Below are 22,790 nucleotides of genomic sequence, written 5' to 3' on the forward strand. Positions count from 1 at the left end.
ATCCTTATCTGCTGTAGGTTGCTGTTAACTGAGCCTTTGCCAGAACGTGACTATTAAGCATAAAACCGACCAGCGCGCCGCTGGCATTGTTGTCGACGGGCAGTTTATCCACGTTCAGGGCCCAGACGGTAATCTGATAGCGATGAGGCTTGTCCCCTTCGGGTGGACATGCGCCGCCGAATCCAGAATAGCCGAAATCATTACGCCCCTGCACAACGCCGGCAGGTAATTTCTCGCCGTTCGGGTTACCGGCATCAGCGGGCAGCGTCATTGTCTTCGCCGGAATATTGGCGACGGTCCAGTGCCACCAGCCGCTGCCGGTGGGGGCATCCGGGTCATATACCGTAACGGCAAAACTTTTCGTACCGGCGGGCGGATTTTTCCACGCCAGCTGTGGAGAAATATTCCCACCGTGGCAGCCAAACCCCTCAAATACCTGCTGTTGCGCCAGCCGCTTTTCGCCGGAAATATCCCGGCTGGTGACGCCGAAAGGCGTTGTTGCTAAAACCTGAAAACTCATCGCCGCCAGAGCGGTTATTGCTATCACACTGCGCTTTTTCATGGGTGCTCCCTCTGCTGTACCGGAAGCCCCACTCTAAACCCAGCGGCAATATCGTAATGTGCCTAAGCGATTTGATTTTGTGCCGAAACGCTCAACGGCATCCGCAGATGATTGCGCCTTGCTGAATGTGGTAATCTACGCGCCATTTCCTGAAATCGACAGAACAGCAAATTATGAGTGTACGTTTAGTGTTAGCCAAAGGGCGCGAGAAATCATTACTGCGCCGTCATCCCTGGGTCTTTTCCGGCGCGGTTGCCCGTATGGAAGGCAAAGCCAGCCTCGGTGAAACCATTGATATCGTTGACCATCAGGGGAAATGGTTAGCGCGAGGCGCCTACTCGCCAGCGTCCCAGATCCGTGCTCGCGTCTGGACGTTTGATAAAGATGAAACCATCGACATCGACTTCTTCGTTCGCCGCCTGCAGCAGGCGCAGCAGTGGCGCGACTGGCTGGCAAAACGTGACGGGCTGGACAGCTACCGCCTGATTGCCGGTGAGTCCGACGGCCTGCCGGGCGTGACCATCGATCGCTTCGGTAACTTCCTGGTGCTGCAGCTCCTGAGCGCCGGAGCGGAATACCAGCGTGCCGCGCTGATCGGCGCGCTGCAAACGCTGTTCCCGGAATGTGCCATTTACGACCGCAGCGATGTGGCGGTGCGCAAAAAAGAAGGCATGGAGCTGACTCAGGGGCCCGTAACGGGCGAACTGCCACCGGCCCTGCTGCCGATTGAAGAGCACGGCATGAAGCTGCTGGTGGATATTCAGGGCGGGCACAAAACGGGTTACTACCTCGACCAGCGCGACAGCCGTCTGGCTACGCGTCAGTACGTTGCCGACAAACGCGTGCTGAACTGCTTCTCCTATACCGGCGGTTTTGCCGTTTCGGCGCTGATGGGTGGCTGTGCCCAGGTGGTGAGCGTGGACACTTCGCAGGAAGCGCTGGACGTGGCGAAACAGAACGTCGAGCTCAACAAGCTGGACTTGAGCAAAGCGGAGTTTGTCCGCGATGACGTGTTCAAGCTGCTGCGTAAATATCGCGACCAGGGCGAGAAGTTCGACGTCATCGTGATGGATCCGCCGAAGTTTGTGGAAAACAAAAGCCAGCTGATGGGCGCGTGCCGCGGGTATAAAGATATCAACATGCTGGCTATCCAGCTGCTGAACCCGGGCGGAGTTCTGCTCACCTTCTCCTGCTCCGGCCTGATGACCACAGATTTATTTCAGAAAATCATCGCCGATGCCGCAATAGATGCTGGCCGTGATGTACAATTTATAGAGCAGTTCCGTCAGGCAGCCGATCACCCCGTGATTGCTACCTACCCGGAAGGACTGTATCTGAAAGGGTTTGCCTGTCGCGTCATGTAACTTGAAAAGAGAAATATTGCCCGCACATAACGTGTAAGTCGTATTTCCCGGGAGGTGACTATGATTGCCAGCAAATTCGGTATCGGCCAGCAGGTCCGCCACACTTTGCTAGGGTATTTGGGTGTGGTCGTGGATATCGACCCGGAGTATTCCCTTGATGAACCGTCAGCAGACGAGCTGGCGGTGAACGCAGAGCTTCGCGCCGCGCCCTGGTACCATGTGGTAATGGAAGGTGATGATGGACAACCCGTTCACACCTATCTGGCCGAAGCGCAGCTGAGTAGCGAGCTGCAGGAAGAGCATCCGGAGCAACCCACAATGGATGAGCTTGCTCAGACTATCCGCAAACAGTTACAGGCTCCGCGCCTGCGGAACTAAGCGTGTAAAAAAAGCCCGATGAACGGGCTTTTTTTTTATTACTTCGCCAGCCCCAGACGTGGGATGTCGATCGCCGGACAGCGGTCCATGACGACGTTCAATCCCGCATCCCGCGCCAGCACGGCGGCCTGCTCGTTAATCACGCCCAGCTGCATCCACAGCGTTTTCGCCCCTACGGCAATAGCGTCCTGCGCCACTTCCCACGCCGCCTCGGAATTGCGGAAGACATCGACCATATCAATTTTTTCCGGCACGTCAGCGAGCGTGGCATAACCCTGCTGACCCAGCAATGTTTTTCCCCGCCACTTTTGGCGAGACCGGGATAACGTGATAGCCCTGATCGAGAAGGTATTTCATCACCCGATAGCTTGGACGATCGGGTTTATCGCTCGCGCCCACCAGCGCAATAGTACGCGTGGATGTCAGAATCTCGGCAATATCGTTCTCTTTCATGGTTTTTCTCCTGGCTTTTTTAAAAGTGTACGCCAAACCGCACATCTCAACCATCCATCCCATACAGATGCATGAGGGCAAAACGGCGAAATATGTCTATATGTTAGTAAACGTGATTATCGAAAAATTTAGATACATTAATGCGGCGACAGGATTTCTGACGGGAGCCTTCTATGAAAACCGGTATTGCCACTGCCCTGATTGCGTTAGTGATGCCGGTCTGCGTTTTTGCTACCACGCTCCGGCTCTCTACCGACATTGATCTTCTTGTACTGGACGGAAAAAAGGTCTCCAGCTCGTTATTGCGCGGTGCAGACAGCATCGAGCTGGATAACGGGCCTCATCAGCTGGTCTTCCGGGTAGAAAAGTCGATCGGTCTGGCGAATCACGAGCAACGCATGTACATCTCCCCGCCGCTAATCGTCAGCTTTAATACGCGGCAAATCAGTCAGGTGAACATCACCCTGCCTCGCCTTGAAACGGAGAAGGAATCTGCGGCCTTCGACGCTTCACCCCGCGTTGAACTGCTGGACGGGAATGCGATGCCGATTCCGGTGAAGCTGGATATTCTGGCGTTAACGACCTCGCCGAAAGGCCCGGGTTACGAGGCCGCGACCCAGACCTATAACAAAGCGGGGAAACGCGCATCGCTTCCGCAGTTTGCCACCATGATGGCGGATGACAGTACGCTTTTATCCGGCGTCTCTGAACTGGACGTTATTCCTCCCCAGTCCCAGACCCTGACGGAACAGCGCCTTAAATTCTGGTTCCAGCAGGCCGATCCCGACACGCGGGCCCGTTTTTTACAATGGGCAAAACAACAACCTTCATCATAAGCCACATTTTTTACGCCTTTCTCTTGCAGCGTCACACGGTTCCCGTCATCGTGTAGTCAGTTAACCTGATGGATATGATTATGGAACTGACAACACGCACGCTGCCTGAGCGCAAACACATTGCTCTTGTGGCGCACGATCACTGTAAACAAATGCTGCTTAACTGGGTTCGCCGCCATCAGCCTTCGCTGGAAAAGCACGCCCTGTCGGCGACCGGCACAACCGGTAACCTGATCCAGCGCGAAACGGGTCTGCAGGTGAATGCCATGCTGAGCGGCCCGATGGGTGGCGACCAGCAGGTCGGCGCGCAGATTTCCGAAGGGAAAATTGATGTGCTGATCTTCTTCTGGGACCCGCTGAACGCGGTTCCGCACGATCCGGATGTCAAAGCCCTGCTGCGCCTGGCGACGGTGTGGAATATTCCGGTGGCGACAAACCTGTCGACGGCGGATTTCATCATCGAATCGCCGCAGTTTAACTCGCCGGTTGATATTCTTATTCCGGACTATCAGCGTTATCTTTCCGACAGACTGAAGTAGCTTTTTTGCCGGGTGGCGGCGACGCCTTACCCGGCCTACCCATCCTTGCCCGGCGGCGTTATGGCTTCCGCGCCACCGGTACATCTATACTCTTCAAAATATCGACAAACACGGATGGCTCCTCTTTATTGAACAGCAGCCACACGCGATGCCGCGCGCGGGTGATAGCCACATACAGCAAACGCCGCTCTTCGGCATCCGGGAAGTCTTCCGGCACAGGCAGCAGAGCCTCTTCCATCACCGACTCGCGGGCCGGGGCCGGGAAACCGTCGCTCCCCTCTTTCAGCCCCACCAGAATCACATAGTCAGCCTGCTGCCCTTTGCTGGCGTGAATGGTCATAAATTCAAGCTGCAGTTTCGGCCAGCGGGTGGCGGCTTTTTCCAGCGCCGCGGGCTTAAGGTGATGGTAGCGCGCCAGCACCAGAATACGTTCATCGGGCTTCGCGTAGCCGCTGAGCTTGTCCAGCAGCGGCTCCAGCTGGTCATCCGCCAGCAGGGTGACCGCTTTTTTATCCCCTGGGCGCAGGCTATTGAGCGGCTTTGCCAGCTGATGCGGGTTCTGCTGGATAAAGCGGTTGGCGATCTCACCAATGCGTGAATTGAAGCGATAGGTGGTGTCCAGATCGCTGCGGTCTCCTTCGCCAAAATAGTGGTGGAACGCGGTCGTCAGGGAGAGCTGCGCCCCGCTGAAGCGATAGATGGCCTGCCAGTCGTCCCCTACCGCAAACAGCGACGTATGTTTATTTTGCGCCCGTAGCGCCGAGAGCAATGCAGCACGCTGCGGTGAGATATCCTGGAACTCATCCACCAGAATATGTTTCCACGGACTGACAAAACGTCCCTTCTCAAGAATGATGATGGCCTGATGGATTAAACCGGAGAAATCGACGGCATTTTCCTCTTTCAGCGCGGTTTTCCAGGCTTTCAGCAGCGGAGCCATCAGCTTGACCCGCTTCGCAAACAGATCGCGGATCGCCTCCGGCGCGCTTTCAATCATCTCTGCCTGCGATCCACCGTGCATTCGCATCAGGCTGACCCAGCGGTCAAGTCGCGAACCCAGCCGACGCGCCAGTTTGTCATCCTGCCAGAAGCTGCCCTCTGGCACCTCCCAGCTGAGCTCCTCTTCCAGCCACTGACGCCACCCTTTCGCCTGCGCCTTTTTCTCGCTGCACTGCTGGCGCCACGTTTTGATGAACAGCGCCTGACGCGCCTGCGCGTCGTTTTCCAGCTTACTGATGGAAGGCACTTTTTTACTGCCCTGCTGAATAATATGCAGCGCAAGGGCATGGAAGGTTCTGGCCGTGATATCCCGGGTGTGCAGACGTTCCTGGATACGTTCGTCCATCTCCTGAGCAGCCTTACGGCCAAAGGCCAGAAGCAGAATTTGATCGGCTACCGCTTCCCCGGTCGTCAGCAGCCAGCCGGCACGCGCCACCAGCACCGACGTTTTACCGCTACCGGCCCCCGCCAGCACCAGCAGCGACTGCTCGCCGTTGACCACCGCGCGCGCCTGGGCCGGATTGAGCGGTGAAGATTCCACCGTACTGAAAAAGTCGGCGTATTGGGTGAGCATGGCGTCCGTCCACGCCTGGTTATGGGCGAGACGGCTTTTATCCTTGTCATTCAGCCAGGCCTGACACTGGCGCCAGGCGTCGCGACAGTTGTCAAATTCGTCGAGACGCGTCACGGAGAGCGGCAGCGCCGAGAGTGCCTGTCGAATCTTTTGCTGCAGCCCGGCAGTCTGCTGACGGGTCAGCCACGCGTGTTGCGCGTTGCTCTGCGCGATATCGTCCAGCACCTGCTGGAGCACCTGGGCGGCAATCACGCTCATATCCTGGCTCCACTGCTGCCAGAGTGCGTTCAGGTGATGATGGAAACGCTGGGTTTCCGCCCACTCGGTGCCGTGAAGACGCACGACTTTATCGTCAGGCAGAACGAACTCCAGCTCGCCCCACACCAGCCCGCGTTTACAGTGGATAGCCAGAAGCTGATTAAACGGAATAAGGTATTCGTGGCGTTCCCCGGAGACTTTCACTCCGGCATTAAGGAGAACCACCCTGTCGTAAGGGTGTTGCGCCAGGCGTTTGCCTAACGAGGTTGCTTTCAGTTCCATGTTCCGCCAAATCCACGAAGAGATAATTTACCTGACAGTTTAACTGCCAGTTTTAAGGTGCTCCAGCCTAAAAAAACGTTACAATCATTGGGCGTTAATTTTATCGAAAGGAAGTGAGGGTTTATGCGTACCGTTCTGAATGTGTTGAATTTTGTGCTGGGCGGTTTTGCCACCACCCTTTCCTGGCTTTTTGCCACGCTGGTGAGCATCGTCCTGATTTTCACGCTTCCCCTGACCCGTTCCTGCTGGGAAATCACAAAACTCTCCTTAATCCCCTACGGGAATGAAGCCATCCACGTTGACGAGCTGAATCCGGAGAGCAAAAACGCCCTGATGAATACGGGCGGAACCCTGCTGAACATACTGTGGCTGATTTTCTTCGGCTGGTGGCTCTGCATCATGCATATTTTTGCCGGTATTGCACAGTGCATCACGATTATTGGTATTCCGGTGGGGATCGCGAATTTTAAGATCGCCGCTATCGCTCTTTGGCCCGTCGGTCGCAGGGTTGTTCCGGTAGAAGTGGCCCAGGCGGCGCGTGAAGCAAACGCGCGTCGTCGTTTTCAGTAAATAAGGACCGGCCGCGTTTATGCTAAGCCCACTGCTTCGCCGTTATACCTGGAACAGCACCTGGCTATACAACGTCAGGATATTTATCGCGCTTTGCGGCACGGTTGCCCTGCCCTGGTGGCTGAATGATGTCAAGCTCACCATTCCGCTTACGCTGGGGGTTGTAGCCGGGGCGCTGGCGGACCTGGACGATCGTCTGGCCGGGCGCTTACGTAACCTGGTCATTACGCTCGTCTGCTTTTTCATTGCGTCAGCGTCCGTTGAGCTGCTTTTTCCGTGGCCCTGGCTGTTTGCTCTGGGTCTTACGCTCTCAACCAGCGGGTTTATTTTGCTGGGCGGCCTCGGGCAGCGCTATGCCACCATCGCGTTTGGTGCATTGCTGATTGCCATCTACACCATGCTGGGCGTTTCCCTGTACGACCAGTGGTACCAGCAGCCGGTTCTCCTGCTGCTGGGCGCCATCTGGTATAACCTGCTGACGCTAACCGGTCATCTGATCTTCCCCGTTCGCCCGCTGCAGGATAATCTTGCCCGCAGCTTTGAGCAGTTAGCCCACTATCTGGAACTGAAATCCCGGCTGTTCGACCCGGATATTGAGGAAGAAAGCCAGGCTCCGCTCTACGATCTGGCGCTGGCAAACGGCCAGCTGGTCGCCACCCTTAACCAGACAAAAGCCTCTCTGCTTACCCGTCTGCGCGGCGATCGCGGTCAGCGCGGAACGCGAAGGACCTTACACTACTATTTTGCCGCCCAGGACATTCACGAACGTGCCAGCTCCTCGCACGTTCAATACGCGGCCCTGCGTGAGAAGTTCCGCTACAGCGACGTGATGTTCCGCTTCCAGCGCCTGCTGTCCATGCAGTCTCACGCGTGCCAGCAGCTCTCGCGCTCCATTCTGCTGCGCACGCCCTATCAACATGACCCCCGATTTGAACGCGTATTCAGCCACCTTGATGCGGCGCTCGACCGCGTTCAGGCCAGCGGAACGTCACCGGAGCACATCAAAGCGCTGGGCTTTCTGCTGAACAACCTGCGGGCAATTGATGCTCAGCTGGCGACAATCGAGTCCGAACAGGCGATGGCGCTGCCGGGCAGTGAGGTGGAAAATCAGCTTGCTGATGACAGCGTGCACAGCGTTAGCGATATGTGGCTACGGCTGAGCCGCAACTTTACGCCGGAGTCGGCACTCTTTCGCCACGCGGTGAGAATGTCGCTGGTGCTGTGCGTGGGGTATGCCTTTATCCAGATAACCGGGCTGCACCACGGCTACTGGATCCTGCTGACCAGCCTGTTCGTCTGCCAGCCGAACTATAACGCCACCCGACACCGTCTTGCGCTGCGCATTATCGGCACGCTGGTCGGCGTCGCGATCGGCCTTCCGGTGCTCTATTTTGTGCCCTCCGTAGAAGGTCAACTGATCCTGATTGTGATCACCGGCGTGCTGTTCTTCGCGTTTCGCAACGTGCAGTACGCCCACGCCACCATGTTCATCACACTGCTGGTGCTGCTCTGCTTTAACCTGCTGGGTGAAGGGTTTGAAGTTGCCCTGCCCCGCGTGATCGATACCCTGATTGGCTGTGCGATTGCCTGGGCCGCGGTCAGCTTTATCTGGCCGGACTGGCGTTTCCGCAATTTGCCGCGCGTGGTAGACAGGGCAATGAACGCCAACTGTCGATACCTTGACGCAATCCTGGAGCAGTACCACCAGGGGCGCGATAACCGCCTGGCTTACCGGATAGCCCGTCGCGACGCGCATAACAGTGACGCAGAACTGGCCTCCGTTGTCTCTAATATGTCAACGGAGCCTCGCGCTACGGCGGAGATTCGTGAGACGGCGTTCCGCCTGCTCTGCCTGAACCATACGTTCACCAGCTATATTTCGACGCTCGGTGCCCACCGCGAGAAACTCACCAACCCGGGTATTCTCAATCTGCTCGATGACGCCGTCTGTTATGTCGATGACGCACTTCATCACCGACCGGCCGATGAGCCGCGCGTGCAACAGGCGCTGGATGAACTGGCTCAACGCATTGCGCATCTTGACCCTGGAAACGACAGCAAAGCGCCGCTGGTACTTCAGCAGATAGGCCTGCTTATCGCTCTGCTGCCTGAAATTTGCCGGCTGCAACAGCAAATCGCTACCTGGAGGAGTGATTCTCCTGTGGCTCAGGCAGCGCATTAAACCACTCCGTCAGCTCCCGGCGAATGCCTGCCGGGAGTGCCGCCTCATGCAGCCCCTCGATAGCCCCTTCCAGCGCGAAGAGAACCTTAATACCGAGCGCTTTGTTTTTTGCCCGCATCTTCAGCCAGCTCTCTCTGGCACCCAGCGCCCGCAGCGTTTCCTCATTAGTGATGCCTGCTTCAAAGAGCAAGACTTCAAGCTGAAAGGTCAGGTTTGGCAGATCCTTTAAGCGGTTTCGTTGATGGCGCTGATAGCGCTCTTTTCTTGCCGCACTAAGCGCAAACGAGGAGAGCTGAAGCAACCGCTCCCTGTCCTGCCATAATCCGTCATCCACACGATAGTAGTTGAGCAGCACCGGGCGGCCTCGCTTCATCAACGTCAAAAAAGAGGAGGCATTTTTTACACAGTATTTCGCACTCTCCTCACAGGCGCGAAGATAAAGTTCGCCGTCTGACACCATGGCAAACACCGCATCATCTACCGCCAGGGTATAGCCTCCAAACAGAGCCCGGTGATGAATTTCGCCCAACGGGGAGAGGTATTCCTGGGATTTATAAATCCGTTCATAAGATATCTTTTTCATGATATTTCCCTTCAAAATCATAAAGTAACAACGAAATTTCTTACTAGCGGATCCGTTAGCAGGAAAATAGGCAACTTATCGCCGATGAGCAAGATGATTTTTCGAGGGACATCAACATTGAATGAATTTTGCGAGTCGCTTTCCGAAAATGAGGTTGATCTTTATGCATACAGGGGTTACTGTATATCCATACAGTAACTACAGGGCTGGAATGAATATGCACACTTCAGGCTATGCAAATCGCTCAACCTCTCTCTCTTCTACCGCAGGCAATGTCGCGCAGAATTCCGTCGAGCGTGTTTCCACGGGGCTTATCAGTGAAGTGGTTTATCGTGAAGACCAGCCCCTGTTGACGCAACTTCTGTTGTTGCCGTTATTGCAACAGCTTGGTCAGCAATCGCGCTGGCAGCTCTGGCTCACGCCTCAGCAAAAACTGAGCCGTGAGTGGGTTCAGTCCGCAGGCCTTCCTCTAACTAAGGTCATGCAAATTAACCAGCTTCCGCCGTGCGATACCGTTGAGTCGATGATCCGCGCGTTACGCACCGGAAATTACAGCGTGGTGATTGGATGGTTACCGGAAGAATTGACGGAAGAGGAACATTTCCGTCTGACTGAAGCAGCTGAAGAAGGGAATGCAATCGGGTTCATTATGCGTCCGGTTCGATCGGATTCTTACCGCAGAGGACAACTTTCTGGGCTAAAAATTCACTCAAATTTGTATCATTGAGTGAAATTAAGATTTTTCCTGGAATTTTTTTTGACCACAAGATGGGATTTAAGTTCCCGGTCTGAAAATTGCGGCAAGGCTTGTCTGGTGCGGTTCTTCTTAATTTTATTGCACAAAATTCGTTCGAAAAATGTTAAATAATCGGTATACGGAACTTTTTTTTTCATATGCCTGACGGACTTCACACTTGTAAGTTTTCAGCTACGTTGTAGACTTTACATCGCCAGGGGTGCTCGGCCTAAGCCGAAGATATCGGTAGATTTATATTTGACCACGCCCCCCGGTGAAGGATTTAACCGTGATTCTCTCCTGAGACTTTCATGGCGAATTTTGGATGATAACGAGGCGCAAAAAATGAAAAAGACAGCTATCGCGATTGCAGTGGCACTGGCTGGCTTCGCTACCGTAGCGCAGGCCGCTCCGAAAGATAATACCTGGTATGCAGGTGGTAAACTGGGCTGGTCTCAGTTCCACGACACCGGCTGGTACAACAGCAGCCTGAACAATGATGGCCCTACTCACGAGAGCCAGCTTGGTGCAGGTGCGTTCGGTGGCTATCAGGTTAACCCGTATGTTGGTTTTGAAATGGGTTACGACTGGTTAGGTCGTATGCCATACAAAGGCGACACCATCAACGGCGCTTTCAAAGCACAGGGCGTTCAACTGACCGCTAAACTGGGCTACCCAATCACTGACGATCTGGACGTGTACACCCGTCTGGGCGGCATGGTATGGCGTGCAGACTCCAGCAACAACATTTCTGGTGACAACCATGACACCGGTGTTTCCCCAGTATTCGCTGGTGGCGTTGAGTGGGCTATGACCCGTGACATCGCTACCCGTCTGGAATACCAGTGGGTTAACAACATCGGCGACGGCAACACCGTTGGTGTTCGTCCAGACAACGGCATGCTGAGCGTAGGTGTTTCCTACCGTTTCGGCCAGCAGGAAGAAGCAGCACCAGTTGTTGCTCCAGCGCCGGCTCCAGCTCCAGAAGTACAGACCAAGCACTTCACTCTGAAGTCTGACGTTCTGTTCAACTTCAACAAAGCGACTCTGAAACCAGAAGGCCAGCAGGCACTGGATCAGCTGTACACCCAGCTGAGCAACCTGGATCCTAAAGACGGTTCCGTAGTGGTTCTGGGCTTCACCGACCGTATCGGTTCTGACGCTTACAACCAGAAACTGTCTGAGAAACGTGCTCAGTCTGTTGTTGATTACCTGATCTCTAAAGGTATCCCAGCTAACAAGATCTCCCCACGTGGTATGGGCGAATCTAACCCAGTTACTGGCAACACCTGTGACAACGTGAAAGCTCGCGCTGCACTGATCGACTGCCTGGCTCCAGATCGTCGCGTAGAGATCGAAGTTAAAGGCATCAAAGACGTTGTAACTCAGCCAGCGGCATAAGTTATCGTCTTATAAAAAAACCCCGCAATGCGGGGTTTTTTATTGTCTGAAGAAAAGTAAACTAATCTACTTTTTACCCAACAGCGCCTGAAGGTCGTTCTTCAGTGTCGACATCTGGTTGGCGTATTTCTCTTTATGTTCTGCATCCTCAATCAGCTGCACGATGGTTTCCGACAGCGTTTTGCCCCGTCGTTGTGCCAGCCCGGCCAGTCGCTGCCAGACAACAAATTCCAGGTCGATTGATTTTTTGCGAGTGTGCTGATGCTCAGCATTAAAATGCCGTTTGCGTCGCGCACGGATAGTTTGCTTCATCCGGTTTAACAGTGCAGGATTGATGTGTTTCTCAATCCAGCCGTTAACCTGTACCGGTTCATTTTCGAGGGTCAGCAAAATATCCACGGCTTCTTGCGCAGCGCTGGCTTCGACGTAGCAGGTGATCAGCTCCCCTTCACGGTGCTTTTTGACCAGGTACTTCCATTTCCAGCCGCTTTCGAGATTTTCCAGTTGTTGATATTTCATTGCTATCTCAGTGTTACCACGTAACTCTGTTCAGAATATCAGTTTTTTAGCAATCTGCTGAAAAGAAATCATATCCTGTGAGTGAATGCAGCCAATCGCCCTGCCGAAATACCCAATCCTGCTTGGGTACAGCCCCCCGCTTACGGTATACTCCACGCTTTTACATCTGACTAAAAAACATCAACTTTGACCATTACGAAACTTGCATGGCGTGACCTTGTTCCGGATACCGAAAGTTACCAGGAACTGTTTGCACAGCCCGAACTCGCAAAAGAACACGAATTCATCCTTAGCGATACGCAGCCTCGTTTGCATTATGCGCTGGAGCAGGTGTTAAGCCCATGGGCAACCGCGCCCTTCATGCTGCTCAAGGCCCCGGAAGAAGCGGAATACCTGACGCTGCTCGGAGATGCCGTGCGCCAGCTGAAGCCGGAAGCGAACGCAGTTTTTGGCGGTCAGTATCGTATTGCGGGACATGATGTCACTTTCGAACCAGCGGCGCAGGCCGATGGTCGTTTTGCCGCTAAGGGCGAGGTGATTACCGCTAACTGGGTCGAGGCGGAACAACTCTTTGGTTGTCTGCGCCAGTTTAACGGCGAGCTTTCGCTGCAGCCGGGGCTGGTACATCGCGCAAATGGCGGTGTTCTCATCATCTCACTGCGTACCCTGCTCTCGCAGCCGCTGCTGTGGATGCGTCTGAAAACCATCGTGCACCAGCAGCGTTTCGACTGGGTGGGCTACGATGAGTCTCGTCCTCTTCCTGTCTCCGTTCCGTCTATGCCGCTGTCGCTGACCGTCGTGCTGACGGGCGACCGCGAATCGCTGGCGGACTTCCAGGAAATGGAGCCGGAACTCGCTGAGCAGGCGGTGTATAGCGAATACGAAGACAACATCCAGATTGCTGACGCCGACGATATGGCGCAGTGGTGCCAGTGGGTGATGGCCGTTGCTGAACGTTTTGCGCTACCAACCCCTGCGGCTGACGCGTGGCCGGGCTTAATCCGCGAAGCCGTGCGCTACACCGGTGACCAGGAAACGCTGCCGCTTTGCCCGCTCTGGATCGGTAAACAGCTGCGTGAAGTGGGCGTGATCAGCGGTGACGGAGCGTTCACCGGCGAACAGCTCACTCAGATGCTGGCTCAGCGTGAGTGGCGAGAAGGCTATCTTGCCGACCGTATGCAGGATGAAATTCTGCTGGAACAAATTCTGGTAGAGACCGAAGGCGAACGCGTCGGGCAGATCAACGCCCTGTCGGTGATTGAATTTCCCGGCCATCCGCGCGCATTCGGGGAACCGTCCCGTATCAGCTGCGTTGTGCACATTGGCGATGGCGAGTTCACCGATATCGAACGGAAAGCCGAGCTGGGCGGCAACATTCACGCGAAAGGCATGATGATCATGCAGGCGTTTTTGATGTCAGAGCTGCAGCTTGAGCAACAGATCCCCTTCTCCGCCTCGCTGACGTTTGAGCAGTCCTACAGCGAAGTGGATGGCGATAGCGCCTCTATGGCCGAGCTGTGCGCCTTAATCAGCGCCCTGGCGGAAGTGCCCATCAATCAGAACATCGCAATCACCGGTTCGGTGGACCAGTTCGGTCGTGCCCAGCCAGTGGGAGGCCTCAACGAAAAAATTGAAGGCTTCTTCTCCATCTGTCAGCAGCGCGGTTTAAACGGCAAACAGGGTGTGATTATTCCTGCTCCCAACGCACGCCATTTGAGCCTCAGTCAGGATATTCTGGATGCAGTTGAGCAAGAGCAATTCGCCATCTGGGCCATCGAAGGGATTGAGGATGCGCTACCCTTACTGACAAATCTGGTTTGGGATGGCGAAGGGCAAACTACCCTGATGCAGACTATCCAGGAGCGCATTGCTCAGGCGACACAGCAGGATGCTCGTCATCGTTATCCATGGCCGTTACGCTGGTTGGGCTGGTTTAGTTCGAACTGATCGGACTTGTTCAGCGTACACGTGTTAGCTATCCTGCGTCCTTCACTAAAATAAGGCTTACTGAGAACATGGTAGATAAACGCGAATCCTATACAAAAGAAGATCTTCTTGCCTCTGGTCGCGGTGAACTGTTTGGCGCAAAAGGCCCACAGTTACCGGCCCCAAGCATGCTGATGATGGACCGTGTCGTGAAAATGACCGAAACCGGCGGTAACTTCGATAAGGGTTACGTAGAAGCAGAACTCGATATCAACCCGGACCTGTGGTTCTTCGGTTGCCACTTTATTGGCGATCCGGTAATGCCTGGCTGCCTGGGCCTCGATGCAATGTGGCAGCTGGTTGGCTTCTATCTGGGCTGGCTGGGTGGCGAAGGTAAAGGCCGCGCGCTGGGCGTGGGCGAAGTAAAATTCACTGGCCAGGTTCTGCCTACAGCGAAGAAAGTGACCTATCGTATTCACTTCAAGCGCATCGTTAACCCGCCGCCTGATTATGGGCCTGGCAGATGGCGAAGTGCTTGTTGACGGTCGTCTGATCTATAGCGCAAGCGACCTGAAAGTTGGCCTGTTCCAGGACACTTCAGCTTTCTGATCGTGCTTTTGGCACCCCCAGAAAGGCGAAACCTCCGCATTGCGGAGGTTTCTTTTTTAAAAGAGACGTTATCAGGCTATGAGTGCCCTGTCGCCGATGGCTTCTCGCCAGCCTCCAAGCCATTGTGACCTTTGATTTATCGTCTGATAAGGACACATTTCTTTAGAACGTCCAGCGATGCCGGCCTGATAACCACGTTGATGAGCCCGTTCCAGGCGATCTCGTTTCTGTCTCTTCATGCCTCGTTTCCCTCATTCTTTTGTCTGGTGGAAAGAAAACAGTGTCTGCACTATCTGCACAGGCACAGATAACGAATACCCCGAATTAGTCGCATCGTCAATGTTCAAAATTCATACGGGTGTCATATTTGTGAGCTAGCCAGAAGTTCATTTGTACAAAAATTGTGACGTGGCACAAGTAACAATCTGAACTGAAAACGAAAAAAAACCGCAATCAGCAACAGGCCAACTGCGGTTTTTGATGATGAATTTTACTTATGGCAGCCGGGAAATTTCTCTCGCGATGCTGGCCGACTCCTGTGCCCAACCCTGAGCCAGAACTTTCACCATTTCGTCATAGCCATCTTTCTGCTGCTTCAGCTCCAGATGGAAAGGACGCTTAATCAGCTGCCCCTGATGGTTCAGCAACCACTCGCCGCTGATCACCACCGCACCGTCATAACGGCCGTGGAAGCCCGTGACCGTGACGTTAAGCGTATCCTGGTCGTTACCCAGCGGCTGCGACGCGACAACCCAGCCCGGAAGCTGACTGCCCAGATTGGCCACCAGCGTGTTGCGCAGCTGCTGATCCAACGGGCTGGCCCACAGGTTGTTCGTCGCGATCACGTATTTAACGTCGCTGGTCTGATAGACCACGCCGTTCCCTGCCAGATAATCCGGCACGGCAACCTGCTCAACCCACAGCTGGCGGTTTCCCTGGCTGGCCGTGCTTTGTCCACCGCTGTGGGTAGCCACAGGCAGCTGATAGTAGCTTTTATTATCTACCCCTGAACTGCACGCCGTTAACAGCAGAGCGCCAACCATCAATAGCCACTTTTTCATTGTTTTGCCCTCTTCGGCTCAGGATCCTTTTTATCTTTCGCTTCGAACACCAGCGCATTGCTCTTCTCGTTGAGCGTTTTCAGCACCGGCTGCAGTTCACGCAAGACCTGATCAAGACGCTGCATATCTGCCACCATCTTGTTGTATGCCGCTGAACCCGGCTGGAAGCCCTGCATACTGCGGTTCAGCTCACGCAGCGTTTTCTGCATATCCTGCGGCAGCTGCTGCATGCTCTGGCTCGCCGTGATCTTGTTGATGTTATCCAGCGTGGTTTGCAGGCGACGCATCGTTGCCTGGCTTTCACTAAGAGAGTTCGTCGCCGCTTCAATCATCGGATTCAGTGGCAGATTGTTGATCTTATCCAGCGTTTCCATCAGACGCTGCTGGATCTGAGCCAGACCGCTACTCACCGTTGGGATGATCTTGTAGCCACCGAATTCACGGATACCGGTAATCGGCGGTGCTTTCGGGTAGAAGTCCATATCCACATACAGCGCACCGGTTACCAGGTTGCCGGTTTTCAGCGACCCGCGTAAACCGCGTTCCATCAGTTGGGTGATATGGGTAGCGATATCCTGATTTTCACCAATCTGGTTAAGCAGACGCTCTGGTTCAATGCGAATCAGTACCGGAATGCGGTAATCATCGTCCAGCACCTGCTGAAGGCCCGGAACGAAGAACGGCACTTGCCCAACCGTACCGAGACGAATGCCGCGGAACTCAACAGGCGCCCCCGGCTGCAGGCCGCGAACGGAGTCTTTAAAGAACATCAGGAAGTCAACGTGATCGGTATAGAGCGCATCCTGAATGCTTTTTTGATCGTCAAAGAGACGGAAAGCGGTGTTCTCTGCAACCGGCTGGCCCAAATCCAGACCCTCCGGCACGTCAAAACTCACGCCACCGCCAAACAGCGTGGTCAGCGACCCCATTTCAACGCGCATACCTGCCGAGGTCAGATCCACGGCGATCCCGCTGTCTTTCCAGAAACGGACGTTGCTGGTGACCAGGCGATCGTTTGGCGCATTAATGAAGAGCTGATAGCTGATCGCGCGTTTCTGCGGATCAAACGTGCTTTTCTCAACCGACCCGACGCGGTAACCGCGGAACAGGACCGGGTCGCCCGCCGTGAGCTGCCCTGCTTTTTTGCTGTCGAGGATCACGCGGATACCTTTGGCATCAGGCGGTGCAAGCGGCGGTGAATCCAGAAGCTGGTATTGGGCTGGCTGGTTACCCTTAGCACCTGGCTGCAGTTCGATATAGGCCCCGGAGAGCAGCGTCCCCAAACCGCTGATCCCTTCACGTCCCACCTGCGGCTTAACGACCCAGAAAACGGAATCGCCATGCAGCAGTTTTTCCATGCCGGCATTAAGGCGCGCCTTAATCTCCACATGGGTTAAATCGTCGGTCAGGGTTGCGCTTTCGACCACGCCCACGTCCACGCTACGGCTTTTGATGGTCGTTTTACCGCCCTCAATCCCCTCGGCATTGGTGGTTATCAGCGTGACTTCGGGTCCCTGATGGCTGTAATGATAAAACAGGATCCATGCACCGATCAGCGCGGTCACGATGGGGAAAATCCACACCGGCGACCAGTTTTTGACCTTCTGCACTTTCGCCTCTCCACTCTTATTTTCCATGCTCTTACTCTTCCTCATGGCTTGATTCAGGCTCACGATCCCACGATAAACGAGGGTCGAAGGTCATGGCCGCAAACATGGTCATAATCACGACCAGTGCAAACATTAAAGCCCCCATCGCGGGATAAATACTCATCAAACCGCCCATCCGCACCAGTGCAGAGAGAACGGCGATGACAAACACGTCAATCATTGACCAGCGTCCGACAAACTCGACCACTTCATAAATCAGGTGCATGCGTTCGCTGTCGCGTTTTCCATGGCCCTTAGCGTCCCAACAGAGCCAGGCGATGGCGATCATTTTTAAGGTTGGTACCATAATACTGGCGATAAAGATCACGCCGGCGACGGGATAGGAACCTTCGCCCCACAGCAGGATCACCCCGGCGAGGATCGTCGAGGGCATTTTATCGCCGAGCAAATCGGTGATCATGATCGGTAGAATATTGGCAGGCAGATACAGCATGATGGACGTGACCAGCAGCGCCATCGTCCACTGAAGGCTATTTTTACGGCGTACGTGACCTTTCGTTTTGCAGCGCGGACAAACGTCGAGATCGGCGGGCAGCACGGCGGTACAGCATGGGCAGGAACGCAGCCCCTGGCGAATGCCGGGCACGCCGACTTTTACCGTCTGCGCAAGCGTCGGTGCCGGGGCGATGTCATCCCACGCCCAGCGCCTGTCCACGCACTGGAACGCGCGCAGCTGCAGGACACAGTACAGGCACCACGGAACAAAACTGCTGCCGATCCCCACATCGCCGTAAGCCATGAGCTTCACAAAACTGACCAGAATGCCCGCCAGAAAAATTTCGGCCATACCCCAGCTTTTGAGCTGAAACAGGATTCGCGCGAGCCGGATTTTCAGTAATGCCGGCATCCTGACGCGGTTGACCAGTAAAAGGATAACGACAAGGCAGAAAGCCGGGACTATCTGGACAAACAGGAGAAAAAAGGTGCCGAGGCTGGCGTAATCTTCCGAGAACATCACGCCCGGGATTTCAAGCAAATCCACCTGGCTGGTTATCCCCCCCACCTTCATATAGATGAAGGGGAAGAGATTGGAGAGCAGCAGCATGAACAATGCTGCAAGAGCGTAAGCAGTGGGACGCTGCCGCGGCGCGTCCCACTCGGTTGTCAACGTTGCGCCGCAACGTGGACACAGGGCTTTATGTCCGTGACCAAGCTCTGGCAACGCCACGAGCATATCGCATTGCGAGCATAAAATATGCCTGTCGGCATGGTGCTGGTCACACATATGTTATCCCTGTTTATGCGCCGTTCTTCAGAGACTCAAGGTACTCCCAGCGCTCAAATGCTTCTTCCAGGGCTTTTTCAGCCGCGGACAGTTCTGACAGTACTTTCTGAGTATAGTCGTGCGGCTGCGTAAAGAATGACGCATCAGCGACCTGCATCTGCAACGTTTCGAGAGCGGCCTCCAGCTCTTCAAGGCGCTGAGGCAGCCCCTCGAGTTCGCGCTGCAGGTTATAACTCATTTTAGCAGGAGATTTTTTAACAGTTTCTGCTTTTGTTACAGCAGGTTCTGGACTTATTTTGGACTTTGACTGTTTCTGCGCCAGAGACTGCGATTGCTGTCCTTTTGCATCGTGATAACCGCCTACGTATTGTCCAATTCGCCCTTCACCTTCGAAGATCCAGCATTCGGTTACGGTGTTATCCACAAACTGACGATCGTGGCTAACCAGCATCACGGTCCCCTGATAACCGTCAATCAGTTCTTCGAGTAATTCCAGCGTTTCGACATCCAGGTCGTTCGTTGGTTCATCGAGAATCAACAGGTTACTTGGTTTCAGGAACAGACGCGCCAGCAGCAGACGATTACGCTCTCCGCCAGATAACGCACGCACTGGGGTCATCGCACGTTTCGGATGGAACAGGAAGTCCTGCAGATAGCCCAGCACGTGGCGCGGTTTGCCGTTTACCATCACCTCTTGCTTGCCTTCGGCGAGGTTATCCATCACCGTGCGGTCCGGATCCAACTCCGCGCGGTGCTGGTCGAAGTAGGCCACTTCCAGCTTAGTTCCACAGTGAATGCGGCCGCTGTCGGCCTGCAGCTGGCCCAGCATCAGCTTCAGCAGCGTGGTTTTACCGCAGCCGTTCGGGCCGATAAGCGCAATTTTGTCGCCGCGCTGAACCTGGGCGGAGAAATCCTTCACCAGCACTTTGCCATCAACCTGATAGTTGACGTTTTCCATTTCGAAGACAATCTTGCCGGAACGGGACGCTTCTTCCACCTGCATTTTGGCGCTGCCCATCACTTCACGGCGTTCGCTGCGCTCACGGCGCATTGCCTTCAGAGCGCGCACGCGACCTTCGTTACGAGTACGGCGGGCCTTGATGCCCTGGCGGATCCACACCTCTTCCTGCGCCAGCTTGCGGTCGAACTCCGCATTCTGCAGCTCTTCCACGCGCAGGTTTTCTTCTTTCTCCAGTAGATAGGTGTCGTAATCGCCAGGATAGGTGACCAGCTTGCCGCGGTCGAGATCGACAATACGCGTCGCCATGTTGCGAATAAACGAACGGTCGTGCGAGATAAAGATGATGGTGCCGCTGAAGGTTTTCAGGAAGCCTTCCAGCCAGTCAATCGCTTCGATATCCAGGTGGTTCGTCGGTTCGTCCAGCAGCAGCACCTTCGGCCCGCTGACCAGCGCGCGGCCCAGGGCCGCTTTACGCAGCCAGCCGCCGGAGAGCGCCGACAGCTCCATGTCCGCTTCCAGACCAAGCTGGGCCAGAACCTCGTTAATGCGGTTTTCAAGCTGCCACAGACCGTGGTGATCGAGCATCTCCTGCACTTTCGCCAGTTCGTTGAGGTTCTTGTCGCTCGGGTCGGTCATCACCAGATGCGAAATCTCGTGATAGCGCTTCAGGTATTCGGCCTGCTCAGAAATGCCTTCCGCCACGAAATCGTAAACGCTGCCGGTCACGTGACGCGGCGGATCCTGCTGGAGGCGGGAGACGATCAGATCCTGCTCGTAAACGATGCGGCCGTCATCCAGCCCCTGCTCGCGGTTGAGGATTTTCATCAGCGTGGATTTACCCGCGCCGTTACGGCCCACCAGGCAGACGCGTTCGTTATCTTCGATATGCAGCTCTGCATTATCGAGAAGCGGCGAGTCGCTGAAAGAGAGCCACGCGCCGTGCATACTAATTAAAGACATTTATATTTCCTTTCAGGCCGCGGTAATCAACCAGCAGTTATGAATTTGACGGTTACGGGCAAAGTCCTGAGACAGCGTTTTTTGGCTGATTTCTTGTGCTTTCAGTCCCAGGGCTGCTAAACCGTCATGATCCATACGGAAGCCGCGTTTGTTGTTCGAGAACATAATTGTGCCACCTTTGCGCAGCAGGCGCTTCAGGTCGGTCATCAGGCGCAGGTGATCGCGTTGAACGTCAAAGCTATCCTCCATACGCTTGGAGTTAGAGAAGGTCGGCGGATCGATAAAGATCAGGTCGAACTGCTCGTCGGTATCGCGCAGCCAGCCCAGCACGTCTGCCTGCATCAGGCGATGCTGACGTCCTGTCAGACCGTTGAGACGCAGGTTGCGCTCGGCCCACTCCAGATAGGTGCGGGACATATCCACCGTAGTGGTGCTGCGCGCGCCGCCGAGACCGGCGTGCACGCTGGCGCTCCCGGTATAGGAGAACAGGTTGAGGAAATCTTTCCCCTTGCTCATCTGACCCAGCATGCGACGGGCGATACGGTGGTCGAGGAACAGGCCGGTATCCAGATAGTCGGTCAGGTTCACCCACAGGCGGGCGTTGTATTCGCCCACTTCGATGAAGTCGCCCTTCTCGCCCATCTTCTGGTACTGATTTTTCCCTTTCTGACGCTCGCGGGTTTTCAGCACCAGCTTGTTTGGCGCAATGCCGAGCACGGCGATGGTGGCCGCGATAACGTCCAGCATACGCTGACGCGCTTTTTGCGCATCAATGGTTTTCGGTGGCGCATATTCCTGAATCACCACCCAGTCCGCGTAGCGGTCGACCGCCACGTTGTACTCCGGCAGATCGGCGTCGTACAGGCGGTAGCATTCAATCCCTTCCTGCTTCGCCCACTTCTCGTATTTCTTCAGGTTCTTGCGCAGGCGATTGGCGTAATCTTCCGCCACGCCGGATGGCTTGCTGTCCGCCGCCTTCTCCGCCAGATGGTAGTTTTTCTGCACGCAGTCCAGCGGGCCGTTTTTCGCCTTAAACTGGCGATCGGCACGCAGCTGCAGGCAGCTCAGCAGCTCCGGCGAGGCGCTAAACAGCGACAGGTTCCAGCCGCCGAAGTAGTCCTTCATATTGCGCCCCAGCAGGCTGTGCAGGGCAATCAGCGCCGGTTCGCTGTCCAGACGCTCGCCGTATGGCGGGTTGCTGATAACCGTACCGTACGGGCCTTTCGGCAGCGGGTTGGTGAGGTTCGCTACGTCTTTCACCTCGAAGGTGACAAGCTCGCCGATACCGGCGCGACGGGCGTTGCTGCGCGCGCGTTCGATTACGCGCGGGTCGCTGTCCGAACCGTAGAAGTGGGAGGTATATTCCGCCAGCCCCTTACGCGCGCGGGTTTGCGCGTCGTCTTTGACCTCTTTCCAGAGCGCTTCGTCGTGCTGCGCCCAGCCTTTAAAACCCCAGTGGCCGCGATGCAGGCCCGGCGCGCGGTCGGTTGCCAGCATGGCCGCTTCAATCAGCAACGTACCGGAACCACACATCGGATCGAGCAGCGGCGTGCCCGGCTGCCAGCCGGAGCGCATCACAATGGCGGCGGCCAGAGTTTCTTTAATTGGCGCCATACCGGTACGATCGCGGTAGCCGCGCAGGTGCAGGCCCGCGCCGCTCAGATCGAGAGAAATACTCGCCGTGTCACCGTTGAGCCAGACGTTAATACGCAGATCCGGATTTTCGCGATCGACGTTCGGACGTTCCTTATTTTTACGCGTGAAGCAGTCAACAATGGCGTCTTTGACGCGCAGGGCACCGTACTGGCTGTTGCGGATCTCATCGTTCACGCCGTTGAAATGCACCGCAAAGGTAGCGTTGGGCATGAAGATCTCTGTCCAGTCGATCATCTGTACGCCGGTATAGAGGTCCAGGTCGCTATAGACCCTGCACTCCTTCATCGGCAGCATGATGCGCGACGCCAGACGGCTCCACATCAGGCTCTGGTAAATAAGCCGCGTGTCGCCCTCAAAATGGACACCACCCTGAACCACCTGGCACTCTTGCGCGCCCAGGCTTTCCAGTTCAGTTTTTAACAGCTCTTCCAGCCCACGGGCCGTACTGGCAAACAGAGAATTCATATCGTCACTTTTACTCTTAGA

The 22,790-nt window shown here is 55.3% G+C and carries 19 protein-coding genes and 2 pseudogenes; 10 read left to right on the forward strand and 11 right to left on the reverse strand.

Annotation, left to right across the window (positions count from 1 at the left end; genetic code table 11):
* Positions 1 to 4 precede the first annotated feature (4 nt).
* Positions 5 to 562 (reverse strand): kinase inhibitor, encoded by a 558-nt coding sequence (locus LA04_RS19480; RefSeq protein WP_023311038.1) that lies wholly within the window; start codon positions 560 to 562, stop codon positions 5 to 7.
* A gap of 173 nt (positions 563 to 735) precedes the next feature.
* Between LA04_RS19480 and rlmI the strand changes: the two genes are divergently transcribed.
* Together rlmI and hspQ are read left to right on the forward strand one after the other, a co-directional pair.
* The gene (gene rlmI, locus LA04_RS19485; RefSeq protein WP_047652832.1) at positions 736 to 1,926 is read left to right on the forward strand and encodes a 23S rRNA (cytosine(1962)-C(5))-methyltransferase RlmI; all 1,191 of its coding nucleotides are present in this window, start codon (positions 736 to 738) and stop codon (positions 1,924 to 1,926) included.
* A gap of 60 nt (positions 1,927 to 1,986) precedes the next feature.
* Entirely contained in the window at positions 1,987 to 2,304 is a 318-nt protein-coding gene (gene hspQ / locus LA04_RS19490) for a heat shock protein HspQ (protein WP_008499919.1), read from the forward strand.
* A 38-nt stretch (positions 2,305 to 2,342) separates the two neighbouring features.
* Here hspQ and LA04_RS19495 read toward each other — a convergent pair.
* Positions 2,343 to 2,757, reverse strand: a pseudogene (locus LA04_RS19495) (CoA-binding protein).
* A gap of 173 nt (positions 2,758 to 2,930) precedes the next feature.
* Here LA04_RS19495 and csgI point away from each other — a divergent pair.
* On the forward strand, positions 2,931 to 3,593 hold the full coding sequence (gene csgI, locus LA04_RS19500; protein WP_047652833.1) for a curli synthesis inhibitor: 663 nt from the start codon (positions 2,931 to 2,933) through the stop codon (positions 3,591 to 3,593).
* An 80-nt stretch (positions 3,594 to 3,673) separates the two neighbouring features.
* On the forward strand, positions 3,674 to 4,132 hold the full coding sequence (mgsA, locus tag LA04_RS19505) for a methylglyoxal synthase (protein WP_033145124.1): 459 nt from the start codon (positions 3,674 to 3,676) through the stop codon (positions 4,130 to 4,132).
* Positions 4,133 to 4,190: 58 nt separating this feature from the next.
* On the opposite strand, the gene helD is transcribed toward mgsA, so the two are convergent.
* Positions 4,191 to 6,245 (reverse strand): DNA helicase IV, encoded by a 2,055-nt coding sequence (gene helD / locus LA04_RS19510; protein WP_047652834.1) that lies wholly within the window; start codon positions 6,243 to 6,245, stop codon positions 4,191 to 4,193.
* 123 nt (positions 6,246 to 6,368) lie between these two features.
* On the opposite strand from helD, the gene LA04_RS19515 reads away from it, so the two are divergent.
* Positions 6,369 to 6,815: a YccF domain-containing protein gene (locus LA04_RS19515; protein WP_023311032.1), complete on the forward strand. Its 447-nt coding sequence runs from the start codon at positions 6,369 to 6,371 to the stop codon at positions 6,813 to 6,815.
* A 19-nt stretch (positions 6,816 to 6,834) separates the two neighbouring features.
* Positions 6,835 to 8,997, forward strand: a complete 2,163-nt coding sequence (yccS, locus tag LA04_RS19520; protein WP_047652836.1) for a YccS family putative transporter — start codon at positions 6,835 to 6,837, stop codon at positions 8,995 to 8,997.
* Here yccS and LA04_RS19525 read toward each other — a convergent pair.
* On the reverse strand, positions 8,954 to 9,580 hold the full coding sequence (locus LA04_RS19525; protein WP_047652837.1) for a TfoX/Sxy family DNA transformation protein: 627 nt from the start codon (positions 9,578 to 9,580) through the stop codon (positions 8,954 to 8,956). The genes yccS and LA04_RS19525 overlap by 44 nt on opposite strands.
* A gap of 217 nt (positions 9,581 to 9,797) precedes the next feature.
* Here LA04_RS19525 and sulA point away from each other — a divergent pair, with 217 nt between their 5' ends.
* Both sulA and ompA read left to right on the forward strand, forming a co-directional pair.
* Positions 9,798 to 10,307, forward strand: coding sequence for an SOS-induced cell division inhibitor SulA (gene sulA / locus LA04_RS19530; RefSeq protein WP_033145120.1), 510 nt, complete (start codon positions 9,798 to 9,800; stop codon positions 10,305 to 10,307).
* A gap of 354 nt (positions 10,308 to 10,661) precedes the next feature.
* Positions 10,662 to 11,717 carry a porin OmpA gene (ompA, locus tag LA04_RS19535; RefSeq protein WP_023311028.1) on the forward strand — a complete coding sequence of 352 codons (1,056 nt, stop codon included), beginning with the start codon at positions 10,662 to 10,664 and terminating at the stop codon, positions 11,715 to 11,717.
* A gap of 66 nt (positions 11,718 to 11,783) precedes the next feature.
* Here the strand turns inward: ompA and matP are convergent, their stop codons facing one another.
* Positions 11,784 to 12,236: a macrodomain Ter protein MatP gene (gene matP, locus LA04_RS19540; RefSeq protein WP_032658161.1), complete on the reverse strand. Its 453-nt coding sequence runs from the start codon at positions 12,234 to 12,236 to the stop codon at positions 11,784 to 11,786.
* Between the two features lie 186 nt (positions 12,237 to 12,422).
* Here matP and LA04_RS19545 point away from each other — a divergent pair, with 186 nt between their 5' ends.
* Positions 12,423 to 14,183, forward strand: a complete 1,761-nt coding sequence (locus LA04_RS19545) for an AAA family ATPase (RefSeq protein WP_047652838.1) — start codon at positions 12,423 to 12,425, stop codon at positions 14,181 to 14,183.
* Positions 14,184 to 14,251: 68 nt separating this feature from the next.
* Positions 14,252 to 14,771, forward strand: a pseudogene (gene fabA, locus LA04_RS19550) (3-hydroxyacyl-[acyl-carrier-protein] dehydratase FabA).
* A gap of 71 nt (positions 14,772 to 14,842) precedes the next feature.
* Here the strand turns inward: fabA and rmf are convergent.
* The 6 genes from rmf to rlmKL form a co-directional block, all read right to left on the reverse strand.
* Entirely contained in the window at positions 14,843 to 15,010 is a 168-nt protein-coding gene (gene rmf, locus LA04_RS19555) for a ribosome modulation factor (protein ID WP_013097261.1), read from the reverse strand.
* Between the two features lie 255 nt (positions 15,011 to 15,265).
* Entirely contained in the window at positions 15,266 to 15,832 is a 567-nt protein-coding gene (gene pqiC, locus LA04_RS19560; RefSeq protein WP_024907767.1) for a membrane integrity-associated transporter subunit PqiC, read from the reverse strand.
* Complete coding sequence (gene pqiB / locus LA04_RS19565) at positions 15,829 to 17,469, reverse strand: intermembrane transport protein PqiB (protein ID WP_047652839.1); 1,641 nt, start codon at positions 17,467 to 17,469, stop codon at positions 15,829 to 15,831. Before pqiB ends, pqiC begins: the two co-directional genes overlap by 4 nt.
* 4 nt (positions 17,470 to 17,473) lie before the next feature.
* Entirely contained in the window at positions 17,474 to 18,727 is a 1,254-nt protein-coding gene (pqiA, locus tag LA04_RS19570; protein ID WP_047652840.1) for a membrane integrity-associated transporter subunit PqiA, read from the reverse strand.
* A gap of 13 nt (positions 18,728 to 18,740) precedes the next feature.
* Complete coding sequence (locus tag LA04_RS19575; RefSeq protein WP_047652841.1) at positions 18,741 to 20,648, reverse strand: ABC transporter ATP-binding protein; 1,908 nt, start codon at positions 20,646 to 20,648, stop codon at positions 18,741 to 18,743.
* A gap of 12 nt (positions 20,649 to 20,660) precedes the next feature.
* On the reverse strand, positions 20,661 to 22,769 hold the full coding sequence (gene rlmKL / locus LA04_RS19580) for a bifunctional 23S rRNA (guanine(2069)-N(7))-methyltransferase RlmK/23S rRNA (guanine(2445)-N(2))-methyltransferase RlmL (RefSeq protein WP_047652844.1): 2,109 nt from the start codon (positions 22,767 to 22,769) through the stop codon (positions 20,661 to 20,663).
* Positions 22,770 to 22,790 lie beyond the last annotated feature (21 nt).

This window comes from Enterobacter sp. UCD-UG_FMILLET (assembly GCF_000762975.1).
Lineage (GTDB): Bacteria > Pseudomonadota > Gammaproteobacteria > Enterobacterales > Enterobacteriaceae > Enterobacter > Enterobacter dykesii.

Excerpts from the sequence above, each read along its gene's own strand:
- helD (WP_047652834.1), bottom strand. The coding sequence starts at position 6,245 with ATGGAACTGAAAGCAACCTCGTTAGGCAAACGCCTGGCGCAACACCCT.
- pqiC (WP_024907767.1), bottom strand. The coding sequence starts at position 15,832 with ATGAAAAAGTGGCTATTGATGGTTGGCGCTCTGCTGTTAACGGCGTGC.
- rlmI (WP_047652832.1), top strand. The coding sequence starts at position 736 with ATGAGTGTACGTTTAGTGTTAGCCAAAGGGCGCGAGAAATCATTACTG.
- LA04_RS19525 (WP_047652837.1), bottom strand. The coding sequence starts at position 9,580 with ATGAAAAAGATATCTTATGAACGGATTTATAAATCCCAGGAATACCTC.
- LA04_RS19515 (WP_023311032.1), top strand. The coding sequence starts at position 6,369 with ATGCGTACCGTTCTGAATGTGTTGAATTTTGTGCTGGGCGGTTTTGCC.
- pqiB (WP_047652839.1), bottom strand. The coding sequence starts at position 17,469 with ATGGAAAATAAGAGTGGAGAGGCGAAAGTGCAGAAGGTCAAAAACTGG.
- pqiA (WP_047652840.1), bottom strand. The coding sequence starts at position 18,727 with ATGTGTGACCAGCACCATGCCGACAGGCATATTTTATGCTCGCAATGC.
- sulA (WP_033145120.1), top strand. The coding sequence starts at position 9,798 with ATGCACACTTCAGGCTATGCAAATCGCTCAACCTCTCTCTCTTCTACC.
- ompA (WP_023311028.1), top strand. The coding sequence starts at position 10,662 with ATGAAAAAGACAGCTATCGCGATTGCAGTGGCACTGGCTGGCTTCGCT.
- mgsA (WP_033145124.1), top strand. The coding sequence starts at position 3,674 with ATGGAACTGACAACACGCACGCTGCCTGAGCGCAAACACATTGCTCTT.
- csgI (WP_047652833.1), top strand. The coding sequence starts at position 2,931 with ATGAAAACCGGTATTGCCACTGCCCTGATTGCGTTAGTGATGCCGGTC.
- matP (WP_032658161.1), bottom strand. The coding sequence starts at position 12,236 with ATGAAATATCAACAACTGGAAAATCTCGAAAGCGGCTGGAAATGGAAG.
- hspQ (WP_008499919.1), top strand. The coding sequence starts at position 1,987 with ATGATTGCCAGCAAATTCGGTATCGGCCAGCAGGTCCGCCACACTTTG.
- LA04_RS19575 (WP_047652841.1), bottom strand. The coding sequence starts at position 20,648 with ATGTCTTTAATTAGTATGCACGGCGCGTGGCTCTCTTTCAGCGACTCG.
- rmf (WP_013097261.1), bottom strand. The coding sequence starts at position 15,010 with ATGAAGAGACAGAAACGAGATCGCCTGGAACGGGCTCATCAACGTGGT.
- yccS (WP_047652836.1), top strand. The coding sequence starts at position 6,835 with ATGCTAAGCCCACTGCTTCGCCGTTATACCTGGAACAGCACCTGGCTA.
- rlmKL (WP_047652844.1), bottom strand. The coding sequence starts at position 22,769 with ATGAATTCTCTGTTTGCCAGTACGGCCCGTGGGCTGGAAGAGCTGTTA.
- LA04_RS19480 (WP_023311038.1), bottom strand. The coding sequence starts at position 562 with ATGAAAAAGCGCAGTGTGATAGCAATAACCGCTCTGGCGGCGATGAGT.